General features: G+C 69.7%; 17 protein-coding genes and 1 riboswitch. Of the genes, 9 read left to right on the forward strand and 8 right to left on the reverse strand.

The window, feature by feature from the left end:
* Positions 1 to 146: 146 nt before the first annotated feature.
* Genes ACIRD7_RS30355 through ACIRD7_RS30365 form a run of 3 tightly spaced genes read right to left on the reverse strand, consistent with a single transcriptional unit; the run spans position 147 to position 2,224 of the window.
* On the reverse strand, positions 147 to 1,292 hold the full coding sequence (locus ACIRD7_RS30355; RefSeq protein ID WP_403458594.1) for a cystathionine gamma-lyase: 1,146 nt from the start codon (positions 1,290 to 1,292) through the stop codon (positions 147 to 149).
* Positions 1,293 to 1,323: 31 nt separating this feature from the next.
* Positions 1,324 to 1,839: a low molecular weight protein-tyrosine-phosphatase gene (locus ACIRD7_RS30360; protein WP_403458595.1), complete on the reverse strand. Its 516-nt coding sequence runs from the start codon at positions 1,837 to 1,839 to the stop codon at positions 1,324 to 1,326.
* A 7-nt stretch (positions 1,840 to 1,846) separates the two neighbouring features.
* A complete protein-coding gene (locus ACIRD7_RS30365; protein WP_403458596.1) occupies positions 1,847 to 2,224 on the reverse strand; it encodes a phage holin family protein in 378 nt (125 codons plus the stop codon).
* 60 nt (positions 2,225 to 2,284) lie between these two features.
* Between ACIRD7_RS30365 and ACIRD7_RS30370 the strand changes: the two genes are divergently transcribed.
* From ACIRD7_RS30370 to ACIRD7_RS30385, 4 genes are all read left to right on the forward strand, one after another.
* A complete protein-coding gene (locus tag ACIRD7_RS30370; RefSeq protein WP_403458597.1) occupies positions 2,285 to 2,602 on the forward strand; it encodes a cupin domain-containing protein in 318 nt (105 codons plus the stop codon).
* Positions 2,603 to 2,782: 180 nt separating this feature from the next.
* Complete coding sequence (locus ACIRD7_RS30375) at positions 2,783 to 2,995, forward strand: DUF5326 family protein (protein WP_403458599.1); 213 nt, start codon at positions 2,783 to 2,785, stop codon at positions 2,993 to 2,995.
* A gap of 196 nt (positions 2,996 to 3,191) precedes the next feature.
* Positions 3,192 to 4,052, forward strand: coding sequence for an IclR family transcriptional regulator (locus tag ACIRD7_RS30380; protein ID WP_403458601.1), 861 nt, complete (start codon positions 3,192 to 3,194; stop codon positions 4,050 to 4,052).
* 98 nt (positions 4,053 to 4,150) lie between these two features.
* A complete protein-coding gene (locus ACIRD7_RS30385) occupies positions 4,151 to 4,588 on the forward strand; it encodes an SsgA family sporulation/cell division regulator (RefSeq protein WP_403458603.1) in 438 nt (145 codons plus the stop codon).
* 350 nt (positions 4,589 to 4,938) lie between these two features.
* On the opposite strand, the gene ACIRD7_RS30390 is transcribed toward ACIRD7_RS30385, so the two are convergent.
* The gene (locus ACIRD7_RS30390; RefSeq protein ID WP_403458604.1) at positions 4,939 to 6,492 is read right to left on the reverse strand and encodes a YibE/F family protein; all 1,554 of its coding nucleotides are present in this window, start codon (positions 6,490 to 6,492) and stop codon (positions 4,939 to 4,941) included.
* A gap of 353 nt (positions 6,493 to 6,845) precedes the next feature.
* A riboswitch (TPP riboswitch) is annotated at positions 6,846 to 7,035 on the forward strand.
* Here ACIRD7_RS30390 and thiC point away from each other — a divergent pair.
* Complete coding sequence (thiC, locus tag ACIRD7_RS30395; RefSeq protein WP_403458606.1) at positions 7,028 to 8,866, forward strand: phosphomethylpyrimidine synthase ThiC; 1,839 nt, start codon at positions 7,028 to 7,030, stop codon at positions 8,864 to 8,866. It overlaps the preceding riboswitch by 8 nt.
* 155 nt (positions 8,867 to 9,021) lie before the next feature.
* Here thiC and ACIRD7_RS30400 read toward each other — a convergent pair whose 3' ends face one another.
* The 3 genes from ACIRD7_RS30400 to ACIRD7_RS30410 all read right to left on the reverse strand — a co-directional run bounded on the left by ACIRD7_RS30400 (position 9,022) and on the right by ACIRD7_RS30410 (position 12,515).
* Complete coding sequence (locus ACIRD7_RS30400) at positions 9,022 to 9,891, reverse strand: hypothetical protein (protein ID WP_403458607.1); 870 nt, start codon at positions 9,889 to 9,891, stop codon at positions 9,022 to 9,024.
* Positions 9,892 to 10,084: 193 nt separating this feature from the next.
* Positions 10,085 to 11,161 carry a metallophosphoesterase gene (locus ACIRD7_RS30405; RefSeq protein ID WP_403458609.1) on the reverse strand — a complete coding sequence of 359 codons (1,077 nt, stop codon included), beginning with the start codon at positions 11,159 to 11,161 and terminating at the stop codon, positions 10,085 to 10,087.
* Positions 11,162 to 11,402: 241 nt separating this feature from the next.
* On the reverse strand, positions 11,403 to 12,515 hold the full coding sequence (locus ACIRD7_RS30410; RefSeq protein WP_393507103.1) for a LacI family DNA-binding transcriptional regulator: 1,113 nt from the start codon (positions 12,513 to 12,515) through the stop codon (positions 11,403 to 11,405).
* A 452-nt stretch (positions 12,516 to 12,967) separates the two neighbouring features.
* Between ACIRD7_RS30410 and hisC the strand changes: the two genes are divergently transcribed.
* Complete coding sequence (gene hisC, locus ACIRD7_RS30415; RefSeq protein WP_403458611.1) at positions 12,968 to 14,047, forward strand: histidinol-phosphate transaminase; 1,080 nt, start codon at positions 12,968 to 12,970, stop codon at positions 14,045 to 14,047.
* A gap of 16 nt (positions 14,048 to 14,063) precedes the next feature.
* Here hisC and ACIRD7_RS30420 read toward each other — a convergent pair whose 3' ends face one another.
* Positions 14,064 to 14,462, reverse strand: coding sequence for a cyclophilin-like fold protein (locus ACIRD7_RS30420; protein WP_403458612.1), 399 nt, complete (start codon positions 14,460 to 14,462; stop codon positions 14,064 to 14,066).
* Positions 14,463 to 14,601: 139 nt separating this feature from the next.
* Here ACIRD7_RS30420 and ACIRD7_RS30425 point away from each other — a divergent pair, with 139 nt between their 5' ends.
* The 3 genes from ACIRD7_RS30425 to cydD are packed head-to-tail and all read left to right on the forward strand — an operon-like array spanning position 14,602 to position 20,645.
* The gene (locus ACIRD7_RS30425) at positions 14,602 to 16,110 is read left to right on the forward strand and encodes a cytochrome ubiquinol oxidase subunit I (RefSeq protein WP_403458613.1); all 1,509 of its coding nucleotides are present in this window, start codon (positions 14,602 to 14,604) and stop codon (positions 16,108 to 16,110) included.
* A gap of 20 nt (positions 16,111 to 16,130) precedes the next feature.
* Positions 16,131 to 17,135, forward strand: a complete 1,005-nt coding sequence (gene cydB, locus ACIRD7_RS30430; protein WP_403458614.1) for a cytochrome d ubiquinol oxidase subunit II — start codon at positions 16,131 to 16,133, stop codon at positions 17,133 to 17,135.
* A gap of 12 nt (positions 17,136 to 17,147) precedes the next feature.
* A complete protein-coding gene (gene cydD / locus ACIRD7_RS30435; RefSeq protein WP_403458616.1) occupies positions 17,148 to 20,645 on the forward strand; it encodes a thiol reductant ABC exporter subunit CydD in 3,498 nt (1,165 codons plus the stop codon).
* The last annotated feature ends 100 nt before the right edge of the window (positions 20,646 to 20,745 follow it).

A 20,745-nucleotide genomic window follows, 5' to 3' on the forward strand; every position in this document is an offset into this window, starting at 1 on the left:
GTGATTGGACACTGACAGACAGTCAACTAGCCTTGTTCGCGCGGTTCTTCGCGCGCGGAACCGAGGGGCGGTCCGAGCCACGAGGGGGGAGGTTCGGACCGCCCGTGATCCGTGACCGGACACCGATGGGCACGCGGCGGGGCCCTTCACCGCGCAGATTCGTCCAGGGCGCTCAGCACGTCCGCCACCAGATCCTGAGGATCCTCGGCGCCGACCGACATACGGATGAAGCCCTCCGGTACGGCGTCGCCGCCCCAACGTCCGCGCCGCTCGGCCGTGGACCGTACCCCGCCGAAGCTTGTCGCCTCGTCGACGAGCCGCAGGGCCTCCAGGAAGCGCTCGGCACGCGCGCGCGTGGGCAGCGTGAACGACACCACGCACCCGTAGCCCCGCATCTGCTGCGAGGCGATCTTGTGCGAGGGGTCGCCGGGCAGCCCCGGATAGCGCACTCCGAGCTCCTCCGGCCAGTCCCGCAGCGCCTCGGCGACGGCCAGGGCATTGGCGTTCTGCCGCTCCACGCGCAACTGGAGCGTGGCGAGGGAACGGTGGGCGAGCCAGGCCTCCATCGGCCCCGGGATCGCCCCGACGATCTTGCGCCACCGCCGTACGGCGGCCATGGCCCCGGCCTCGCGGCCGACGACGTATCCCAGCAGCAGGTCGCCATGTCCGGTCAGCTGTTTGGTGCCGCTGGCCACGGAGAAGTCGGCGCCGAGCTCCAGCGGGCGCTGTCCGAGCGGCGTCGCGAGCGTGTTGTCGACGGCGACGAGGGCGCCACGCGCGTGCGCCTCCGAGACGAGCCGCCGGATGTCGCACACGTCGAGACCGGGGTTCGACGGGGTCTCGATCCACAGCAGCTTCGCGCCGTCCAGGACGCCGAGCTGTGCGTCCCCGCCGGTCGGCGCGGTGCGCACCTCGATGCCGAACGCCTCCAGCTGCGAGCGGACCAGAGGCAGCGCCTGGTAGCCGTCGCTGGGCAGGACGACCGCGTCCCCGGCCCGCAACCGGGAGAAGAGCACCGCCGACGTGGCGGCCATGCCCGAGGCGAAGACCAGCGTCTCGACACCGTCCTCCCCCGGCGCCTCCAGCTCGCCGATGGCCCGCTCGAGGTGGGTCCAGGTCGGGTTCTCGTCCCGGCCGTAGGTGTACGGCCCCGTGGGCTCGCCCGGCAGATGGAAGTGGGCCGCGAACACCGGACCCGGCAGGGTCGGCTCGTACTTGACCGGCTCGGGCAGACCGGCCCGCACGGCGCGCGTGCCGTCGCCGCCGAGCCCTCGCGCCTCCGTACCGCTCATGCCGCGCCTGCCTCCCTGCCGATCACGCCGCTCATGCCGAGTGTGCCTCCCCGTCGCTCATGCCGCCGGTCCCCGCCTGCTCGCGGACCGCCGTGAGGAGACCCGTGCTCGCCGCCTCCACCATCTCGAGGCAGTCCTCGAAGCCCTCCCGGCCTCCGTAGTACGGGTCGGGCACATCGAGGTCGTCGCCCGCGGCGGGGTCGTACGAACGCAGCAGCCGCACCTTCGCCGCGTCCTCCGGCGACGGCGCCAGCCGGCGCAGGGCCTTGAGGTGACCGGAGTCGAGGGCGACGACGAGGTCGAGGCGGGCGAACCAGGACGGCTGGAACTGCCGGGCCGTGTGGCCGCCGTCGTAGCCGTGCTCCTCCAGGACGGAGACCGTGCGCGGGTCGGCCGGGTCGCCCTCGTGCCAGCCGCCGGTGCCCGCGCTGTCCACCTCGACCAGGCCGTCCAGCCCGGCCTCCTCGACACGCGCGCGGAAGACGGACTCGGCCATCGGGGAGCGGCAGATGTTGCCGGTGCAGACGAAGCAGACGCGGTAGGTCATCGGATGCTCAGTCCCCGTCGGGCAGGGCGAGGTTGAGCGCCCAGGAGACGATGGAGATGATCAGGCCGCCGAGCACGGCGGTCCAGAAGCCCTCGACATGGAAGCTCAGGTCGAGCTTGTCGGCGAACCACGAGGTCAGCAGCAGCATCAGCGCGTTGACGATCAGGGTGAACAGACCGAGCGTCAGGATGAGCAGCGGCAGGCTCAGGAGCTTGACCACGGGCTTGACCAGGAAGTTCACCACGCCGAAGATCAGCGCGACGAGGAGCAGGGTGCCTATCTTCTTGCCCGTGCTGTCACCGGTGAGGGTGATCTTGTCGAGCAGCCAGACGGCGACCGCCAGGGCGCCCGCGTTGGCGATCGTCTTGACTACGAAATTCTTCATGTGTCTGATCGTGGCAGACGAGATCGGCCATGAGGACAGGGACGAGGGCGGACAACAGCGATGAAGGCTTTCCGGCTGGACGAACTGGAGGCGGAGCGCGCCGCCAACGAGGGCGCCTACCTGCAGTTTCTGCGGGAACGGCACATGTCCGTCGGCCTGTACGCGCTCAACGCCGGCGAGCATGATCCACAGAAACCGCACAACCAGGACGAGGTCTACTTCGTCGTGAGCGGCCGCGCGCAGATCACGGTCGGCATGGAGACCACGCAGGTGGCGCGCGGCAGCGTGGTGTACGTCCCGGCCGGGGTGGCCCACAAGTTCCACCACATCAGCGAGGATCTGCGGGTGCTCGTGGTGTTCTCTCCGCCCGAGAGCTGACCCGGGCCCCGGGGTTCCCTAGGGGATCGATCAGGGGAGGACAAGGGCTGCGAGGCCCCCGCTCGGGCACCTGTCGGTCCTAGCATCGAGTGCAGGGAATCAAGGAGTCAGAAGGTTCCCCAGCGGATTCGAGGAATCAGGACCCGGCACAGCACGGGCGGAGAGGTAAGGACGAGGGCGATGCGTGAGATCTTCGCGGGACTGCCGTGGTGGGTGAAGTGGATCGCGGTGCCGGTCATCGCCCTGGTCGTTTTCGGCGGGCTGATAGCCAGCGTGGTCGGGTTCGTGATCGGACTCCTTTTCAAGGTGCTGGTGTTCGTGGCACTGGTCGGTGGACTGATCTACGTCGTACGTAAGTTCATGTCGAGCTCTTCGTCACGCAGGGACTGGTGAGGCCCCTGGGGACCGGTGGGCGGTAACAGGAATCACCGGTTCCCTCGGGGGAGGGAAGTTTCCCGGACAGGGCGTTCACAGGCGTCGACGGACCAATAGAGTCCGAAAATCGACGCGGGGACGACCCCGCGAGCGGCGTACACCCCCACCCGTGTTCCCCGCACGGGCTGCCCCCCTCGCGCTTCGGGAGTGACCCTTGGCCACGGTTGACACCGCACGCTCAGCACCCCACGCACCCCCCGGACGGCCCCGCTCCGCCGTACCTCAGGTACCGCGCCAGGCCTCCCCGGAACCCACCGCGCAGTCCAACTCCGCGACCCTCATCAGTTCCGTCCAGCGCGCGATGCGCCTGCTGGAATGCGTCGCCGACCACGAGTGCGGCGCCCCCGCCAAGCAACTCGCCCGTGAGACGGGCCTGGCACTGCCCACCGCCTACCACCTCCTGCGCACACTGGTGCACGAGGGCTATCTGCAACGCGACCGGGGGCTGTTCTTCCTCGGCGAGGCAGCCGTGCGGCTGAGCAGCAGCGGAGCCGAGCAGAAACGTCGCAGCACGGTTGCCGACGCGCTCGCCCAGTGCCGCGACGCCATCGGCGTACCCGTGTACTACGCCCAGTACCGCGAGGGTGAGATCGAGGTCATGTGCGTCTCGGACACCCCTGGTAACCCGGCGGTCGAGGAGTGGGCCGACTTCCGTGAGACCGGCCACGCGCACGCCATCGGTCAGTGCCTGCTGTCCCAGCTGGACGAGGACGCCCGGCGCGATCACCTGGACCGCCATCCCGTGCAGGCCATCACCCCGTACACGGTCCGAGACAGCCGCACGCTGCTCCGGCGGCTGGAACGGATGCGTCGGATGGAGCCGGTGACCGAGCGTCAGGAGTACGCCCTGGGCACGGTGTGCGCCGCGATCCCGATCACGGTGGGCACCACGGCCGCGACGATGGCCATTTCCCTGCCCGTCGAGCAGGACGACCGCCTGTTCGAGGCGGCACGTCAGCTGCAGGAGGAAGTCGGGCGGCGTCTGGGGTCACTGGCGATCTCTATCAGTATCTGAAAACTCACTCCTTGTGATCTCTCGTGTACGTTCAGCAAGATTCCACCAGGCTCGGGGTCCGGTCCCGGCCAGTCGAAGGCAAACGACGGGGTAGGGCGATGCGAGAGTCCGTACAGGCAGAGGTCATGATGAGCTTTCTCGTGTCCGAGGAGCTCTCCTTCCGCATCCCGGTGGAGCTGCGGTACGAGACCTGTGATCCCTATGCGGTGCGACTGACCTTCCATCTGCCCGGCGATGCCCCGGTGACCTGGGCCTTCGGCCGCGAGTTGCTGGTCGACGGGGTGGGCCGGCCGTGCGGGGAGGGAGACGTGCGGGTCTCGCCCGCGGGCGCCGAGACGCTGGGTGACGTTCTGATCCGGCTTCAGGTCGGCGCGGATCAGGCGCTGTTCCGGTCCTCCGTGGCGCCGCTGGTGGCCTTTCTCGACCGCACGGACAAGCTGGTGCCGCTTGGGCAGGAGGGCACGCTCGCCGACTTCGACGCCCACCTCGACGAGGCTCTGGACCGCATCCTGGCGGAGGAGCAGAGCGCCGGCTGAAGCGTTACGTCTGCGTGGGCCAGGGTGGCGTAACGCTTCAGCGGGTGCACAAGGGGCGCGTGAGGGCGCTTCCGCCCCGCGGAGTGTGCTTCGCGCTCCGCCGGATGGGCGGAGTCGGCTGCGGGGCTTCTGGGCGAAGGCACGGGGCTTGGGGTGCCGGGTACGGGGCTTGGGGTGCCGGGTACGGGGCTTTGGGCGCCGACGACGGGGCTTGGGGCCTCATCGCCTCTGTCGGCCGACGTCTGGAGCCCCGCCTACCGAAGCCCTACCTACCGAAGCTTTACCTACCGAAGCCCTGCCCACCGAAGCCCCACCCCCCGAGCCGCCCACCGAAGCCTCCCCCTGACACGTCACCGCTTGCGCCGACGACCCCGCCCGCCCCGTCCCGGAGCTGCCTGACCGCTCGCCGGAACCGGCTCGGCACCGACCGGCACCGCACCCTTTTCCGGTCGGTCGGCCGAGACCACCAGGGCCGCGAGGGCCGTGGTGACCGGTACCGACGCGACCAGTCCGATGGAGCCGACCAGTGTGCGCACGATCTCCTCCGCGACGAGCTCGCTGTTGGCGACCGTGCCGACGCCGCTCTGCGCGATCGAGAAGAGCAGCAGCAGCGGCAGCGCGGCGCCCGCGTAGGCGAGGACGAGGGTGTTGACGACGGACGCGATGTGGTCACGGCCGATGCGGATGCCCGCGCGGTACAGCCCACGCCAGCCCATCGTCGGGTTCGCCTCGTGCAGCTCCCAGACCGCGGACGTCTGCGTGACCGTCACGTCGTCGAGGACACCGAGCGAGCCGATGATGATGCCGGCGAGCAGCAGACCGCTCATGTCGATCGACGGATACAGCCCGTGGATGAGGCCGGTGTTGTCGTCCGTGTTCCCGGTGAGCGCGGCCCAGTCGATGAACACCGAGCCGAGGACGCCGATCAGCAGCAGTGAGATGAGGGTGCCGAGTACCGCGACCGAGGTACGGGCCGAGAGACCGTGGCACAGATAGAGGGCGATCAGCATGATGGCGCTCGATCCCACCACCGCCACGACCAGCGGGTTCGAGCCCTGGAGGATCGCGGGCAGGATGAAGAAGTTCAGCACCAGGAAGCTGATGGCCAGCGAGATCAGCGCCATGAGGCCCCGCAACCGCCCGACGACCACGACGGCGAGTGCGAAGATCCCGGCGAGGACCGCCAACGGAACGCGCCGGTTCACGTCGGTCACCGAGTACTGCAGGTCCTTGGGGGCGGATGGCTCGTAGGCGGCCACGACCTCCTGGCCCTCGTGCAGCTGGCGCGACTGGTCGGGCTGCACGATCTCGGTGAACGTACGGCCCTTGTCCTTGCCGGTGTCGACACGGATCGTCGCCTTCTTGCAGGTCCCCTTCTCCTGCTGCACCGCGGCGGACCCCTCGGCGGTGGAGGTGTCGCCGGTCGGGGGCACTCCCGAGGCGCCCACGTCCTTGCAGTTCACCTCAACGACCTTGGTCACGGTGGCCTGCTGGGTCTGCCGGTCGAAGCCGACCCCGGTGCGCTCGTGCGGCGGGGCACCGCCCGGCCACAGCACCGCTAGCCCGACGACCACCGCCGCGGCGAACGGGATCAGGACCGCCGCGATGACCTTGCGCAAATGCTGCGAGACGGGAGCCGCCGGACCGTGGGCGTGACTGTGCGAGTGCCCATGACCGTTCCCCGGCCCATGTCCGCCGTTCCCATCACGACCGTCACCACCGTCACCACCGTCGCCCCCATGACCCCCAGGACCCCCGCCGCCGCCGCGTCGCCCGCCGGATCCGGGACCGCGGTCGTGCGGACCACTGGAACCGGGACCACGGTCGTGCGGACCACCGGAACCGGGTCCGCGCTCGTACTCACCGCCAAACCCGCCGCCGAAGCCCTCGCCGTGCTCGCGCATCCCGCCGGCCCCGGGGCCGTGCTCGTGCCACCCGCCGTTTCCAGGCGTGTGGCCGTCCTGGCCGCCCCCGGAATCCCGGCCGTAGCCACCCTCGTAACGGCCCCCGGGAACCCCTGGACCCCGGCCGTCCACACGTCCGTTGCCCTGCAAAGGGCCACCTCCAGGAACGCCCCTGGGACCGCCTCCCGAACCGCTCCCGGGACCGTTTCCGAAGCCGCTTCCAGCACCCGGTCGGCGTGGCGGTTCGGGCGGTGGGTACGGAGGTTCATGCGTCGTGGTCACCGACCGATCATCGCAAGAACGAATGGGGCCCCCTGTTCACCGCGCCCGAATTGACGCTAGCGTGGTGCCACCTTTGTACACGCGGGAGCTCGGAGCACCGGGCTGAGAGGGCGCTGACCTCCGTCCCAGCGATGTTTCACATGAAACATCACCCATCACGAGTGATGTTGCACACGAAACATCGGCAGACGGATATCGCTGCGTCGACCGCCGAACCTGTTACCGGGTAATGCCGGCGTAGGGAGTAGGTCTCATGACCATCAAGGACGCGCGCACGCCTGCCTCCAGCCAGGACGAACAGTCCATGTCGGACCAACAGTCCAGGCGGGACGAACAGTCCGAGCAGGGCGAAAAGCCCACGGAGGCCGGGAAGTCCATCGGCTGGCACAAGGCGTACGTCGAGGGCTCACGCCCCGATCTGCGAGTGCCGGTCCGCCAGGTGCACCTCACCAACGGGCAGTCGGTCACGCTGTACGACACGTCGGGCCCGTACACCGATCCCCTCACCGAGACCGACGTCCGCAGGGGGCTTTCCCCGCTGCGGGAGAACTGGATCATCGCCCGCGGCGATACCCAGGAGTACGCGGGCCGGCCCGTCCGTCCCGAGGACGACGGGATCAAGCACACCTCGCCGCGTGGCGGCCTGCGCAACCTGGACGCGGTCTTCCCCGGACGCCCGCGTCAGCCGCGTCGCGGCCGTGACGGCCAGGCGGTCACTCAGCTCGCCTATGCCCGCCGTGGGGAGATCACACCCGAGATGGAGTTCGTGGCCATCCGGGAGAACGTTTCGCCCGAGGTGGTGCGCGAGGAGATCGCGGCGGGCCGGGCCGTGCTGCCCGCGAACGTCAACCACCCGGAGATCGAGCCGATGATCATCGGCAAGCGGTTCCTGGTGAAGGTCAACGCCAACATCGGCAACTCCGCGGTCACCTCCTCCATCGAGGAGGAGGTCGAGAAGATGACCTGGGCGACCCGCTGGGGCGCTGACACGGTCATGGACCTGTCCACCGGCCGCAACATCCACACCACCCGCGAGTGGGTTCTGCGCAACTCCCCCGTGCCGATCGGCACGGTGCCGCTCTACCAGGCGCTGGAGAAGGTCGACGGCAAGGCCGAGGAACTGACCTGGGAGATCTACAAGGACACGGTCATCGAGCAGGCCGAGCAGGGCGTGGACTACATGACCGTCCACGCGGGCGTCCGCCTGCCGTACGTGCCGCTCACCGCGAACCGCAAGACCGGCATCGTCTCGCGTGGCGGCTCGATCATGGCGGCGTGGTGCCTGGCGCACCACAAGGAATCGTTCCTGTACGAGAACTTCGAGGAACTCTGCGAGATCCTCGCCGCGTACGACGTCACGTACTCGCTGGGCGACGGGCTGCGGCCGGGCTCGATCGCGGACGCCAACGACGACGCGCAGTTCGCTGAGCTCCGCACGCTCGGGGAACTCAACCGGATCGCGAAGCGTTTCAACGTACAGACCATGATCGAGGGTCCGGGTCACGTCCCGATGCACAAGATCAAGGAGAACATCGACCTTCAGCAGGAGATCTGCGATGAAGCCCCGTTCTATACGCTCGGCCCGCTGACCACGGACGTCGCGCCGGCGTACGACCACATCACGTCCGGCATCGGTGCCGCGATGATCGCCTGGTGGGGCACGGCGATGCTCTGCTACGTCACGCCCAAGGAGCACCTGGGCCTGCCCAACCGCGACGACGTCAAGACCGGCGTCATCACCTACAAGATCGCTGCCCACGCGGCCGACCTCGCCAAGGGGCACCCCGGTGCACAGGAGTGGGACGACGCGCTGTCCGACGCACGCTTCGAGTTCCGGTGGGAGGACCAGTTCAACCTCGCCCTGGACCCGGACACGGCACGGGAGTTCCACGACGAGACCCTTCCGGCAGAGCCCGCCAAGACGGCGCACTTCTGCTCGATGTGCGGGCCGAAGTTCTGCTCGATGAAGATCTCCCAGGACATCCGCCGCCAACACGGCGGTTCCCAGGAGGAGATCGTGGAGGGCATGGCTCAGAAGTCGAAGGAGTTCGCCGCGGCGGGCAACCGGGTGTACCTGCCGATCGCGGACTGACGTCGACGTCCTGACCCAGGGCGCCATGCCCTGGTGTAGGGATGGCCGAGCCGGCTCGTCGGCTTGCGCCTCCCCGAGGAAGGTTCCTCGGGGTTCCGTCGAGGAGGAGGTCCCCTGCCGGGGGCCTGCTCGCAGCGGGGGCGCAAGCCGAGGGGTTACTCCGGCTGGTGTTCCGGACCTCCGAAGTCCGGGCTCGTGTAGTCCGGGCTGCTGAAGCTCGGACGCGGGCCCGCGGCGGGGCCGTTGTCCGGGCTGCTGAAACCCGGGCGGTCGTAGCCGAGGTTCGGGATCCGGCCGGCCGGTGCCGACGGTGGCGTGCGGTGCAGGACCGCCGCCGTGCCGGGGTCGGCGAGCGCCTCCCGAAGGAAGGGCAGCACGCCGCGCTCCAGCAGGGCTTCGCGCCAGGCTTCCCTGGCCCGTGCCACCTCTTCGCTCAGTTCGCCGTACGGCCCGCCGTCGAAGGCCGGACGGTTGCGCAGGGCGGTGAGGAGGAGGCCGACGGCGGCGACCAGGATCGCGGCCGCCGCGATGGCGCCGAACACCCATCCGGTGGTGAGCATGGTCTGGGCGAAGGCCGGCTCGGGGTTGAACATCTTCAGGATGTAGCCGACGAGCAGGAATATCGCCGCGGCGGTGCCCGCGAGGACGGGTGCCAGGACGGCGAGCACGGCGACGACTCCGGGACCGGCCGTCTCGGCGACTTCTCCCATGGTGGCGGCGAGCCCCATCCCGCCCGTGCCCGACTCGGTGGAGCCGGACTCGCGGACGGACGACGGGGTGGACGGCGCCGGCCGGCGCAGTTCCTCGCGGACCTTCACGTAGTGCTGGTACTCGGTCGCCGCGGCCGCCGTGATGAGTGCGGTGGCGTTCAGCGCCATGGTGCGCAGCTGTTCGGGGTTGAGCCGCTGTCCCACAGCGGCCAGTTCCGGGCGGTGTGGTGCGGAGCGCAGCGCCTCGTCGAGGATCCGCTCGTACTCTTGGCGGTCCTCGCTGTGCAGGTGCTGCGGAACGCTGTTCATGTGCATCCCCCGATGCTCCGTAGGGCTTGGGGCTCGCATGCCAACGAGCCGTCGGGCAGAAACGGAGGGGAGCCTGCTACGGATAAGCCGATGGTAGAGCGGTGACGGCACGCGGTGACAGGGGGTTTGCCAAAATTGGGCCCTGGCCTGCGCCGTCCTCCGTCGCTGTGCGATGGGGGGACGTCTGCCCGCTGAACGTTCAGATATCCAGCGGAAGTTGCTGCACCAGCAGCTTTCCGGCCATGGTCACGCCGCCGTCCATCGCGATGGCGAGCCCGTCCGCGTAGAGGTGCGGTCCCTCGACCAGCGGTCCGGCGTTGTCCTCGCCGTCCTCGGAGCCGACGTCGCCCAGCAGATACGGAATGGGGCTGTGGCCATGAACGATGCGGGTGCCGCCGTACGTATCGAGCAGGGAGCGCACATGGTCGGCGCCGCCCTCGTCGCGGAAGGAGAAGCGCCTCGTGAACTTGCGGAAGAGATCCCAGCACTCGTCGGCGTCGTTGCGGGTGAGCGTCTCGCGGACCGTGTCGTTGACCGCCTCGATCGAGTCGCCGTAGTCGAGATAGGCGGTGGTGTCCGAGTGCACGAGCAGATGGCCGTCGACCTCCTCAATGGCGTCCAGCCGGGACATCCACTGCAGGTGGTGGTCCTGGAGGCGGTCCATGTCGGTCTTCTGGCCGCCGTTGAGCAGCCAGGCCGCCTGGAAGGTGGCCGTGCCCGCGCCGGAGTTGACGGGGGTGTCGCCGAACCGCTTGGCGCCGATCAGCAGCAGCTCGTGGTTGCCCATCAGGGCCTTGCAGTAGCCGCCGGCCGCGGCGGCCTCGGCGGACAGCCGCATCACGAGGTCGATGACGCCGATGCCGTCCGGGCCGCGGTCGGTGAAGTCGCCGAGGAACCACAGCCGGGCGGTGCCCGCGCACCAGTTGCCCGCCGCGTCGATGAGGCCCTTCTCCTGGAGGGCCGCCATCAGCTCGTCGAGATAGCCGTGCACATCGCCGACGACGAACAGCGGGCCGGAGCCGCGCGTGGACTGCTGGGCGGGCAGGGAGGCGGGATCGACCTGCACCTGGACCGTGTCGCCGCGATTGATCACCGGCAGATCGCGCTGCGTGGGCGTGTACCCCTCGGGATAGGACTCGTCGAGGGGCGGGGCGACCTCGCCCGGGTGCGTGCTGTGGGCGTACGGACCGGTCTCGTGGACGTATGCGGGCACCCGGAAGTCGCGCAACGTCGCCGTGCGCTCCACCTCGGGTCCCTGACCGGCCCCCTGAGTCATCAGACCCCTCCACCATCGCGCCGCACCTGCACCGCATCGGACTGCCTGGTCGCAGCGGCCCGCGGGTGTCGTGGGCCCATCATAGGAATGCCGATCGCGCCATGTGATGACCCAGGGGTGGTGAATCGGAGCAGGACTCCTGTTCACTGCGGCTTTCGCCCCGATTGGGCCGGGCTTCGACCACTCGACAAACGCGCCGGGCCGGCCCCCCGACCAGCCCGTGCCGTGCTTCGGCGCGCCCTTACCGCTCCTCGGGGGACCGGGGCGGGCTGACCGTCGTCCGCGGCGGACGTCGCTGGGACGAGGTACGCACGATCAGCTCGGTCGGTATCACCTGCTCGACCGGCTGGTCCGAGTCGACCCCCTCGATGGCGTCGATGAGGAGCTGGACCACCGCCGTGCCGATCCGGCGCGGCTTGAGGGAGAGCGTGGTGATGGGCGGCTCGGTGTTGGCGTACACCGTGGATTCGCTGCAACACACCAGAAGCAGGTCGTCCGGTACGCGCAGACCGTAGCGGCGGGCCGCGGCGAGCAGGTCCGTGCCGTTCGGGTCGAACAGGCCGTAGACCGCGTCGGGACGGTCGGGGCGGGCGAGCAGCCGGTCGGCGGCGACGGCGCCCGCGCACGGGTCGTGCGCCGGGTAGGCCTCGTACACCGGGTCCTGTCCGACGCGCTCGCACCAGCGCAGGTACGCCGTAGTCGACAGATGGGTGTACGTGTCCGTGGTGGTGCCCGTCAGCAGGCCGATCCGGCGGGCGCCGGCGTCGGCCAGGTGATCGAGGATGCCCATCACGGCGGCCTCGTGGTCGTTGTCGACCCAGGCGGTGACCGGGAGCGAGCCGGCGGGGCGGCCGTCGGAGACGACCGGGAGCCCCTGTCTGACCAGTTCGCTGACGACCGGGTCCTGGTCGGAGGGGTCGATGACGACGGTGCCGTCGAGGGCGACGTTGGACCAGACGTCGTGGCGCGAGGTCGCGGGGAGGATCACGAGGGCGTAGCCGCGGGCGAGCGCGGCCGAGGTGGCCGCACGGGCCATCTCGGCGAAGTACGCGAACTCGGTGAAGGTGAAAGGTTCATCCCCGTATGTCGTCACGGTCAGGCCGATGAGTCCCGACTTGCCCGTGCGAAGGGTGCGGGCCGCGGCCGAGGGCCGGTAGCCCAGCCGGTCGGCGACCTCGCGGACATGCCGCCGGGTGGCGTCGGGGAGCCGGCCCTTTCCGTTGAGGGCGTCGGAGACGGTCGTGATGGAGACTCCGGCGGCGGCCGCCACGTCTCTGATGCCCGCCCGACCGGGCCGACTGCCTCGACGTGAGGTTTCCGCGCGGCTCACCTGGTGCTTCCCTGCTGCTGTCATGGCGAGCCGATAGTAGGGCTCATGCGGTGGGGTAGTGCGGACGCATATGCAATCGTTGACAGGCACGTTTCTGCAAGGTCATGAGGCGTCAAACTCCTTTGAAATGAAGGGAGTTGAACGATCCAATGGCAGGACGTGACTTGTCGGCGCGCATGGGCCTGCCAAGTGCCCGATGTTTCGAAGAGGTCTCAACTCACCTTCACGGGTGATGCGCGCCAGGGCGTGAGCCACCGGCGCGTAGATATATGTGTGGCGCGCCCCCCGATTCGTACGCCTTCGTATGACGATGCCCGTGATGCTGGTGTGACAGGTGGGATCAGCAGACGGGCCTGCTCCACCCGTACGCATCGGCCCCTGCTCACCTGTACGCATCGGCGCCGAATCCTCATAAGGTGAGAAGTATTGGAGCCGGCGGTTTTGATGGGCCGCCGGTCGTCGCGAGGAGGACTGCGGTGAGCGAGACGAGCCCCAAGCTGCGTGCCGAGCTGGAGGGGATCCCCACCTACAAGCCCGGCAAGCCTGCCGCGGCCGGTGGCCCGGTGGCCTACAAGCTGTCCTCCAACGAGAACCCGTATCCGCCGCTGCCGGGCGTGATGGAGACGGTGATGGCCACCGCCTCGTCCTTCAACCGCTACCCGGACATGATGTGCACGGGGCTCATGAACGAGCTGTCCGAGCGCTTCGGAGTCCCGCTCTCCCACCTGGCCACCGGCACCGGCTCGGTCGGCGTCGCCCAGCAGCTGATCCAGGCCACCGCCGGACCCGGCGACGAGGTCATCTACGCCTGGCGCTCCTTCGAGGCGTACCCGATCATCACGCAGATCAGCGGCGCCACGTCCGTGAAGGTGCCGCTGACCTCGGGCGACGTGCATGACCTGGACGCGATGGCCGCCGCCATCACCGACCGCACCAGGCTGATCTTCGTCTGCAACCCCAACAACCCGACGGGCACGGTCGTGCAGCGGGCCGAGCTGGAACAGTTCCTCGACCGGGTGCCCAGCGATGTCCTGGTGGTGCTCGACGAGGCGTACCGCGAGTTCATCCGCGACCCCGAGGTGCCGGACGGGGTGGAGTTCTACCGCAAGCGGCCGAACGTCTGTGTCCTGCGGACGTTCTCCAAGGCGTACGGCCTCGCCGGCCTCCGCGTCGGTTTCGCGATCGCCCATGAGCCGGTCGCGGCGGCACTGCGCAAGACGGCCGTGCCCTTCGGGGTGAGCCAGCTCGCGCAGGAGGCGGCCATTGTCTCGCTGCGTGCCGAGGACGAACTGCTCGGCCGGGTCGGGTCGCTGGTATGTGAGCGCAACCGCGTGGTCGACGGGTTGCGCGCACAGGGCTGGACCGTGCCCGAGACCCAGGCCAACTTCGTGTGGCTGCGGCTGGGGGAGCGCACCGTTGCCTTCGCGGAGGCGTGTGAGCAGGCGGGCGTGGTGATCCGGCCGTTCCCGGGCGAGGGTGTGCGGGTCACGGTCGGGGAGGCCGAGGCGAACGACATCTTCCTGAAGGTGGCGGAAGGCTTCCGTAAGGAGCTGTAGGGCTCCGAGGGTCAGGTCAGGCGTCTACGAGTTCGACGCGGACGGGGTCGCCGCCGCGCACGGTCGCCAGTAGGCGAGGGTCGCCGTCGAGGCGGCCGAGGACGTTGCACGGGCTCGCGAGGCGGCACTCGTCGCCTCGCGAGATCGGTGTAGGCCCGTAGGGGAGCGCCAGGGCGTCGCCGTCGGTCCAGAAAGCGACCGTGCCCGGCTCCACGACCTGCCGGGCGTCCGTTTCACGTGAAACTGACACTCCTGTGTCGAAGTACACCTCCTCGCCCCAGGTCTGGGCGGTGGAGGTGAAAGGCAGGGCCTTGGCGAGGGCCTGCGAGGTCGGGGTCTCGTCGAGCGTGGCGGTGAGATGACCCGCGGGCCAGGAGATCCGTATCCGTAGTGGTGCATGGGTCTGCGCCTGCATGCGCCGATTCAACAATATGTTGAAGTCCGCGCCAAGAGTTGAGCTGGACCGGGGGACCCCCTTCTGGGTCGGAAAGCCTGTGCTGCATAATGGCTTGTGAATGTGAACGCTTTCACAAGCGTATGTAAGGAGCGGCGACGTGGACCTGGCTTTGGCGCCGGAGACCTTGGCGCGATGGCAGTTCGGAATCACCACCGTCTACCACTTCCTGTTCGTCCCCCTGACGATCTCGCTGGCCGCCCTCACGGCCGGGCTGCAGACCGCCTGGGTGCGCACGGAGAAGGAGAAGTACCTCAGGGCGACGAAGTTCTGGGGCAAGCTCTTCCTGATCAACATCGCGATGGGGGTCGTCACCGGCATCGTGCAGGAGTTCCAGTTCGGCATGAACTGGTCCGACTACTCCCGCTTCGTCGGTGACGTCTTCGGAGCCCCGCTCGCCTTCGAGGCGCTGATCGCCTTCTTCTTCGAGTCCACCTTCATCGGTCTGTGGATCTTCGGCTGGGACAAGCTGCCGAAGAAGATCCACCTGGCCTGCATGTGGATGGTCTCGATCGGCACGATCCTGTCGGCGTACTTCATCCTGGCGGCCAACTCCTGGATGCAGCACCCCGTCGGCTACCGGATCAACGAGGCGAAGGGGCGGGCCGAGCTCACCGACTTCTGGCTCGTGCTGACCCAGAACACCGCGCTCGCCCAGGCCTTCCACACCCTCTCGGCAGCCTTCCTCACCGGTGGCGCCTTCATGGTCGGCATCTCCGCCTTCCACCTGCTGCGCAAGAAGCACATCCGCGAGATGAAGACCTCGCTCCGGCTCGGCCTGGTCACCGTCGCCGTCGGCGGCCTGCTGACCGCTGTCAGCGGTGACACGCTCGGCAAGATCATGTACGAGCAGCAGCCGATGAAGATGGCCGCGGCCGAGGCCCTGTGGGACGGCGAGAAGCCGGCGCCCTTCTCGATCTTCGCCGTCGGTGACGTCGACAAGGGCCACAACAAGGTCGCCATAGAGATCCCCGGCCTGCTGTCGTTCCTGGCCAAGGACGACTTCACCTCGTACGTCCCCGGCATCAACGACGTCAACAAGGCCGAGCAGGAGAAGTACGGCCCCGGCGACTACCGGCCCAACATCCCGGTCGCCTACTGGGGCTTCCGCTGGATGATCGGCTTCGGTATGGCGTCGTTCACCATCGGACTGGTCGGACTCTGGCTGACCCGCAAGAAGTTCATGCTGCCGCAGCACCTGCGGGTCGGTGACGACGAGGTGCCGCATCTGGTGCTGTTCCCGAAGAAGGCGCTCGGCCCCAAGCTGACCACCTGGTACTGGCGCATCGCGATCTGGACCCTGGCCTTCCCGCTGATCGCCAACTCCTGGGGCTGGATCTTCACCGAGATGGGCAGGCAGCCCTGGGTCGTCTACGGCGTGCTGCGCACCCGGGACGCGGTCTCCCCCGGTGTCTCCCAGGGCGAGGTCCTCACCTCGATGATCGTCTTCACCACCCTGTACGCCATCCTCGCCGTCGTCGAGGTCAAGCTCCTCGCGAAGTACGTCAAGGCCGGCCCGCCCGAGCTGACGGAGGCCGACCTGAACCCGCCCAAGAAGATCGGCGGCGACTCCCCTGACGCCGACAAGCCGATGGCCTTCTCGTACTAGGCCGAGGGAGCTGCTCAGTCATGGAACTTCACGACGTCTGGTTCGTCCTGATCGCCGTCCTGTGGATCGGCTACTTCTTCCTGGAGGGCTTCGACTTCGGGGTCGGTGTCCTCACCAAGCTGCTGGCCCGCAACCGGCCCGAGCGGCGGGTGCTGATCAACACGATCGGCCCTGTCTGGGACGGCAACGAGGTGTGGCTGCTGTCGGCGGGCGGTGCGACCTTCGCCGCCTTCCCCGAGTGGTACGCCACGCTCTTCTCCGGCTTCTACCTCCCCCTGCTGCTCATCCTGGTCTGCCTGATCGTCCGGGGTGTCGCCTTCGAGTACCGGGCGAAGCGGCCCGAGGAGAACTGGCAGCGCAACTGGGAGCAGGCCATCTTCTGGTGCTCGCTGCTCCCGGCGTTCCTGTGGGGCGTGGCCTTCGCGAACATCGTGCGGGGCGTGAAGATCGACCAGAACCATGAGTACGTCGGCAACGTCCCGGATCTGCTCAACCCGTACGCGCTCCTCGGCGGCCTGGTGACGCTGACGCTGTTCACCTTCCACGGTGCGGTGTTCACCGCGCTGAAGACCGTCGGGGACATCCGGGAGAGGGCGCGGAGGACGGCCCTGTGGGTCGGCCTCGCCACCGCGGTGCTGGCGCTGATCTTCATGCTCTGGACGCAGGTCGAGAACGGTGACGGCAAGAGCCTCGTCGCGCTGGTGGTAGCCGTCGTGGCACTGGTCGCGGCGCTTGCGGCGAACCAGGCCGGGCGGGAGGGATGGTCGTTCGCCCTGTCCGGCGTGACCATCGTGGCCGCCGTGGCGATGCTCTTCCTGACGCTCTTCCCGAACGTCATGCCGTCCTCGCTCAATGACGCCTGGAGCCTCACGGTCACCAACGCCTCGTCGAGCCCCTACACCCTGAAGATCATGACCTGGTGCGCGGTGATCGCCACGCCGGTCGTCATGATCTACCAGGGGTGGACCTACTGGGTCTTCCGCAAGCGGATCGGTACGCAGCACATCGCCGAAACCGTCCACTGAGGTGTGTTTCACGTGAAACCAATCGACCCGCGTCTCCTCCGGTACGCCCGTGCCACCCGCTTCTTCCTGATCGCGGTCGTCGGCCTGGGTGCCGTCGGTGCGGGGCTGGTCATTGCCCAGGCGATGCTCATCGCCGAAGCGGTGGTCGAGGCGTTCCAGGACGGGATGTCCGCCACTGAACTGCGCACTCCCCTGCTGCTGTTGGTGGCCGTCGCTCTCGGTCGTGCCGTCGTCTCGTGGCTCACCGAGCTCGCCGCCCACCGGGCGAGCGCGGCGGTGAAGGCGGAGCTGCGGGGGCGGCTGATGGAGCGTGCCGCCGAGCTGGGCCCCGGTTGGCTCGGCGGGCAGCGGACCGGCTCGCTGGTCGCTCTCGCCACTCGCGGGGTCGACGCCCTCGACGACTACTTCTCGCGCTATCTGCCGCAGTTGGGGCTGGCGGTGGTCGTGCCGGTGGCGGTGCTGGCGCGGATCGTGACCGAGGACTGGGTCTCGGCGGCCATCATCGTCGGGACCCTGCCGCTCATTCCGATCTTCATGATGCTGATCGGCTGGGCCACACAGTCCCGGATGGACCGTCAATGGCGGCTGCTGTCCCGGCTGTCCGGGCACTTCCTGGACGTCGTCGCCGGACTGCCGACCCTGAAGGTGTTCGGGCGGGCCAAGGCGCAGGCCGATTCGATCCGCCGGATCACCGGCGAGTACCGCCGGGCCACCATGCGGACCCTGCGCATCGCCTTCATCTCCTCCTTCGCGCTGGAGCTGCTCTCGACGCTCTCGGTGGCCCTGGTCGCCGTGACGATCGGCATGCGGCTCGTCCACGGCGAGATGCATCTGTACGACGGCCTGGTCGTCCTGGTCCTGGCGCCCGAGGCCTATCTGCCGTTGCGGCAGGTGGGCGCGCAGTACCACGCGGCAGCCGAGGGGCTGTCCGCCGCCGAGGAGATCTTCGAGGTGCTGGAGACGCCGGTGCCGGCATCGGGGGACTCGGCGGTGCCGACGGGCCCGGTGTCCTTCGACGGAGTCTCGGTCCGCTTCCCCGGACGGTCCGCCGACGCCGTGACGGGCGCCTGCTTCACCGTCGCCCCCGGGGAGACGGTCGCCCTTGTCGGCCCCAGCGGCGCGGGCAAGTCCACGCTGCTGAACGCCCTGTTGGGGTTCGTGCGGCCGACCGAGGGACGCGTTCTGGTCGGGGGAGTCGATCTCGCCGAACTCGACCTGGAGGAGTGGCGCTCGCGCGTCGCCTGGGTGCCGCAGCGGCCGCACCTGTACGCGGGGACGATCGCCGAGAACGTACGACTGGCCCGTCCCGACGCGGACGACGAAGCCCTGCGGCGGGCGCTGGAGGACGCCGGGGCGCTGGAGTTCGTCGACGCGCTCCCCCAGGGCGTCGACACCGCGCTGGGTGAGGACGGAGCCGGGCTGTCCGCCGGGCAGCGGCAGCGGCTCGCGCTGGCCCGGGCGTTCCTCGCGGACCGGCCCGTCCTGCTGCTCGACGAGCCCACGGCCGCGCTCGACGGCGCCACCGAGGCCGAGGTCGTGGCGGCCGTGCGGAGGCTGGCGGTGGGGCGGACCGTGCTGCTGGTCGTGCACCGCCCGGCACTGCTCGACGTGGCCGATCGCGTGGTGCGGCTGGCCGAAGCCGAGGCGCCGGTTCAGGCGGAGGCCTCGGCCAAGGCGTCCGCCGGCCGTCCGACCGGGCAAGGCGCGGACGGCGGTCCCGACTCGGGCGACACCGAGGCCCTGCCGGTGACGACGGCCGGGCGGGGCGCCCTCGCCCGTGTGCGAGCCATGTCCGGCCCCCGGCGTGGCCGTCTCGCCCTCGCCCTGCTGCTCGGGAGCCTCGCGCTCGGCAGCGCCGTCGGGCTCATGGCCACCTCGGGATGGCTCATCTCGCGTGCCTCGCAGCAGCCGCCCGTGCTGTACCTGATGGTCGCCGTGACGGCGACACGGGCCTTCGGCATCGGTCGGGCCGTGTTCCGGTACGCCGAGCGGCTGGTGTCGCACGACGCCGTGCTGCGCATGCTGGCCGACACCCGGGTGGCCGTGTACCGGCGCCTGGAGCGGCTGGCGCCCGCAGGTCTGCGAAGTACGCGGCGCGGCGATCTGCTGTCGCGCCTCGTCGCCGACGTGGACGCCCTGCAGGACTACTGGCTGCGCTGGCTGCTGCCCGCGGCCTCCGCGGCCGTCGTCTCCGCGGGAGCCGTCGGCTTCACCGCCTGGCTGCTGCCCGAGGCCGGTGCGGTGCTCGCGGCGGGGCTGCTGGCGGCCGGGATCGGCGTCCCGCTCCTCACCGGTGCCGTCGCCCGCCGAGCCGAGCGCAGGCTGGCCCCCGCGCGCGGGCTGCTCTCGACCCGCGTGACGGATCTGCTCACCGGCACCGCGGAGCTGGCTGTCGCCGGCGCCCTGCCCAGCCGTATCGCTCAGGCGCGGCGGGCCGACCGGGCGCTCACCCGGATCGCCTCGCGGGCCGCCACCGCGACCGCGCTCGGCGACGGACTCACCGCGCTCGTCTCCGGGCTCACCGTCGCCGCCACCGCCCTCGTGGGCGCCCAGGCGGTCGCCGACGGACGTCTGGGCGGTGTGACGATGGCCGTGGTCGTGCTGACCCCGCTGGCCGCCTTCGAGGCCGTGCTGGGGCTGCCGCTCGCCGTGCAGTACCGCCAGCGCGTCCGCAAGAGCGCCGAGCGCGTCCACGAGGTCCTGGACGCGCCCGAGCCCGTACGGGAACCGGAGCGGCCCCGGCAGGCGCCCGTGTCGCCCTTCCCCGTGGCCGTCAGGGGCCTGACCGCCCGTCACGCCGGTCAGGACCGGGCCGCGCTCGCCGGTCTCGACCTGACCCTGGAGGAAGGCCGTCGGATCGCCGTCGTCGGCCCGTCCGGGTCCGGCAAGACGACGCTGGCGCAGGTCCTGTTGCGGTTCCTGGACGCGGACGCGGGCACGTACACGCTGGGCGGCGTGGATGCCCGCGCGCTGGACGGCGACGACGTACGGCGGCTCGTCGGGCTGTGTGCGCAGGACGCGCATCTCTTCGACAGCTCCGTGCGCGAGAACCTGCTCCTGGCCAAGAAGGACGCGACCGAGGGCGAACTGCGTGACGCCCTGAAGCGTGCCCGGCTGCTCGACTGGGCCGACGGTCTGCCCGACGGGCTCGACACGCTCGTGGGCGAGCACGGGGCACGGCTGTCCGGCGGGCAGCGGCAGCGGCTCGCGCTGGCGCGCGCACTGCTCGCCGACTTCCCCGTCCTCGTCCTCGACGAGCCCGCCGAGCACCTCGACCTGCCCACCGCCGACGCCCTCACCGCCGACCTGCTGGCCGCCACCGAGGGCCGTACGACCCTGCTCATCACCCACCGCCTGGCCGGGCTGGAGGCCGTGGACGAGGTGGTCGTGCTGGACGAGGGACGGGTGGCGCAGCGGGGGCCGTTCCGGGAGCTGGCCACCGTGGACGGGCCGCTGCGGGACATGGTTGAGCGGGAGGAGGCGGCCGACCTGCTCGTGGGGGCGCCGTAGCGCCCTGGGAGGAGTGCGGCGCCTCCCCGTCACGTACCCGCGTCAACCCGCGTACTGACCCGTCCGCAGCAACAACGTCCCCCAGGCGTACGACCTGAAC

Source organism: Streptomyces sp. NPDC093568, assembly GCF_044764945.1.
Lineage (GTDB): Bacteria > Actinomycetota > Actinomycetes > Streptomycetales > Streptomycetaceae > Streptomyces.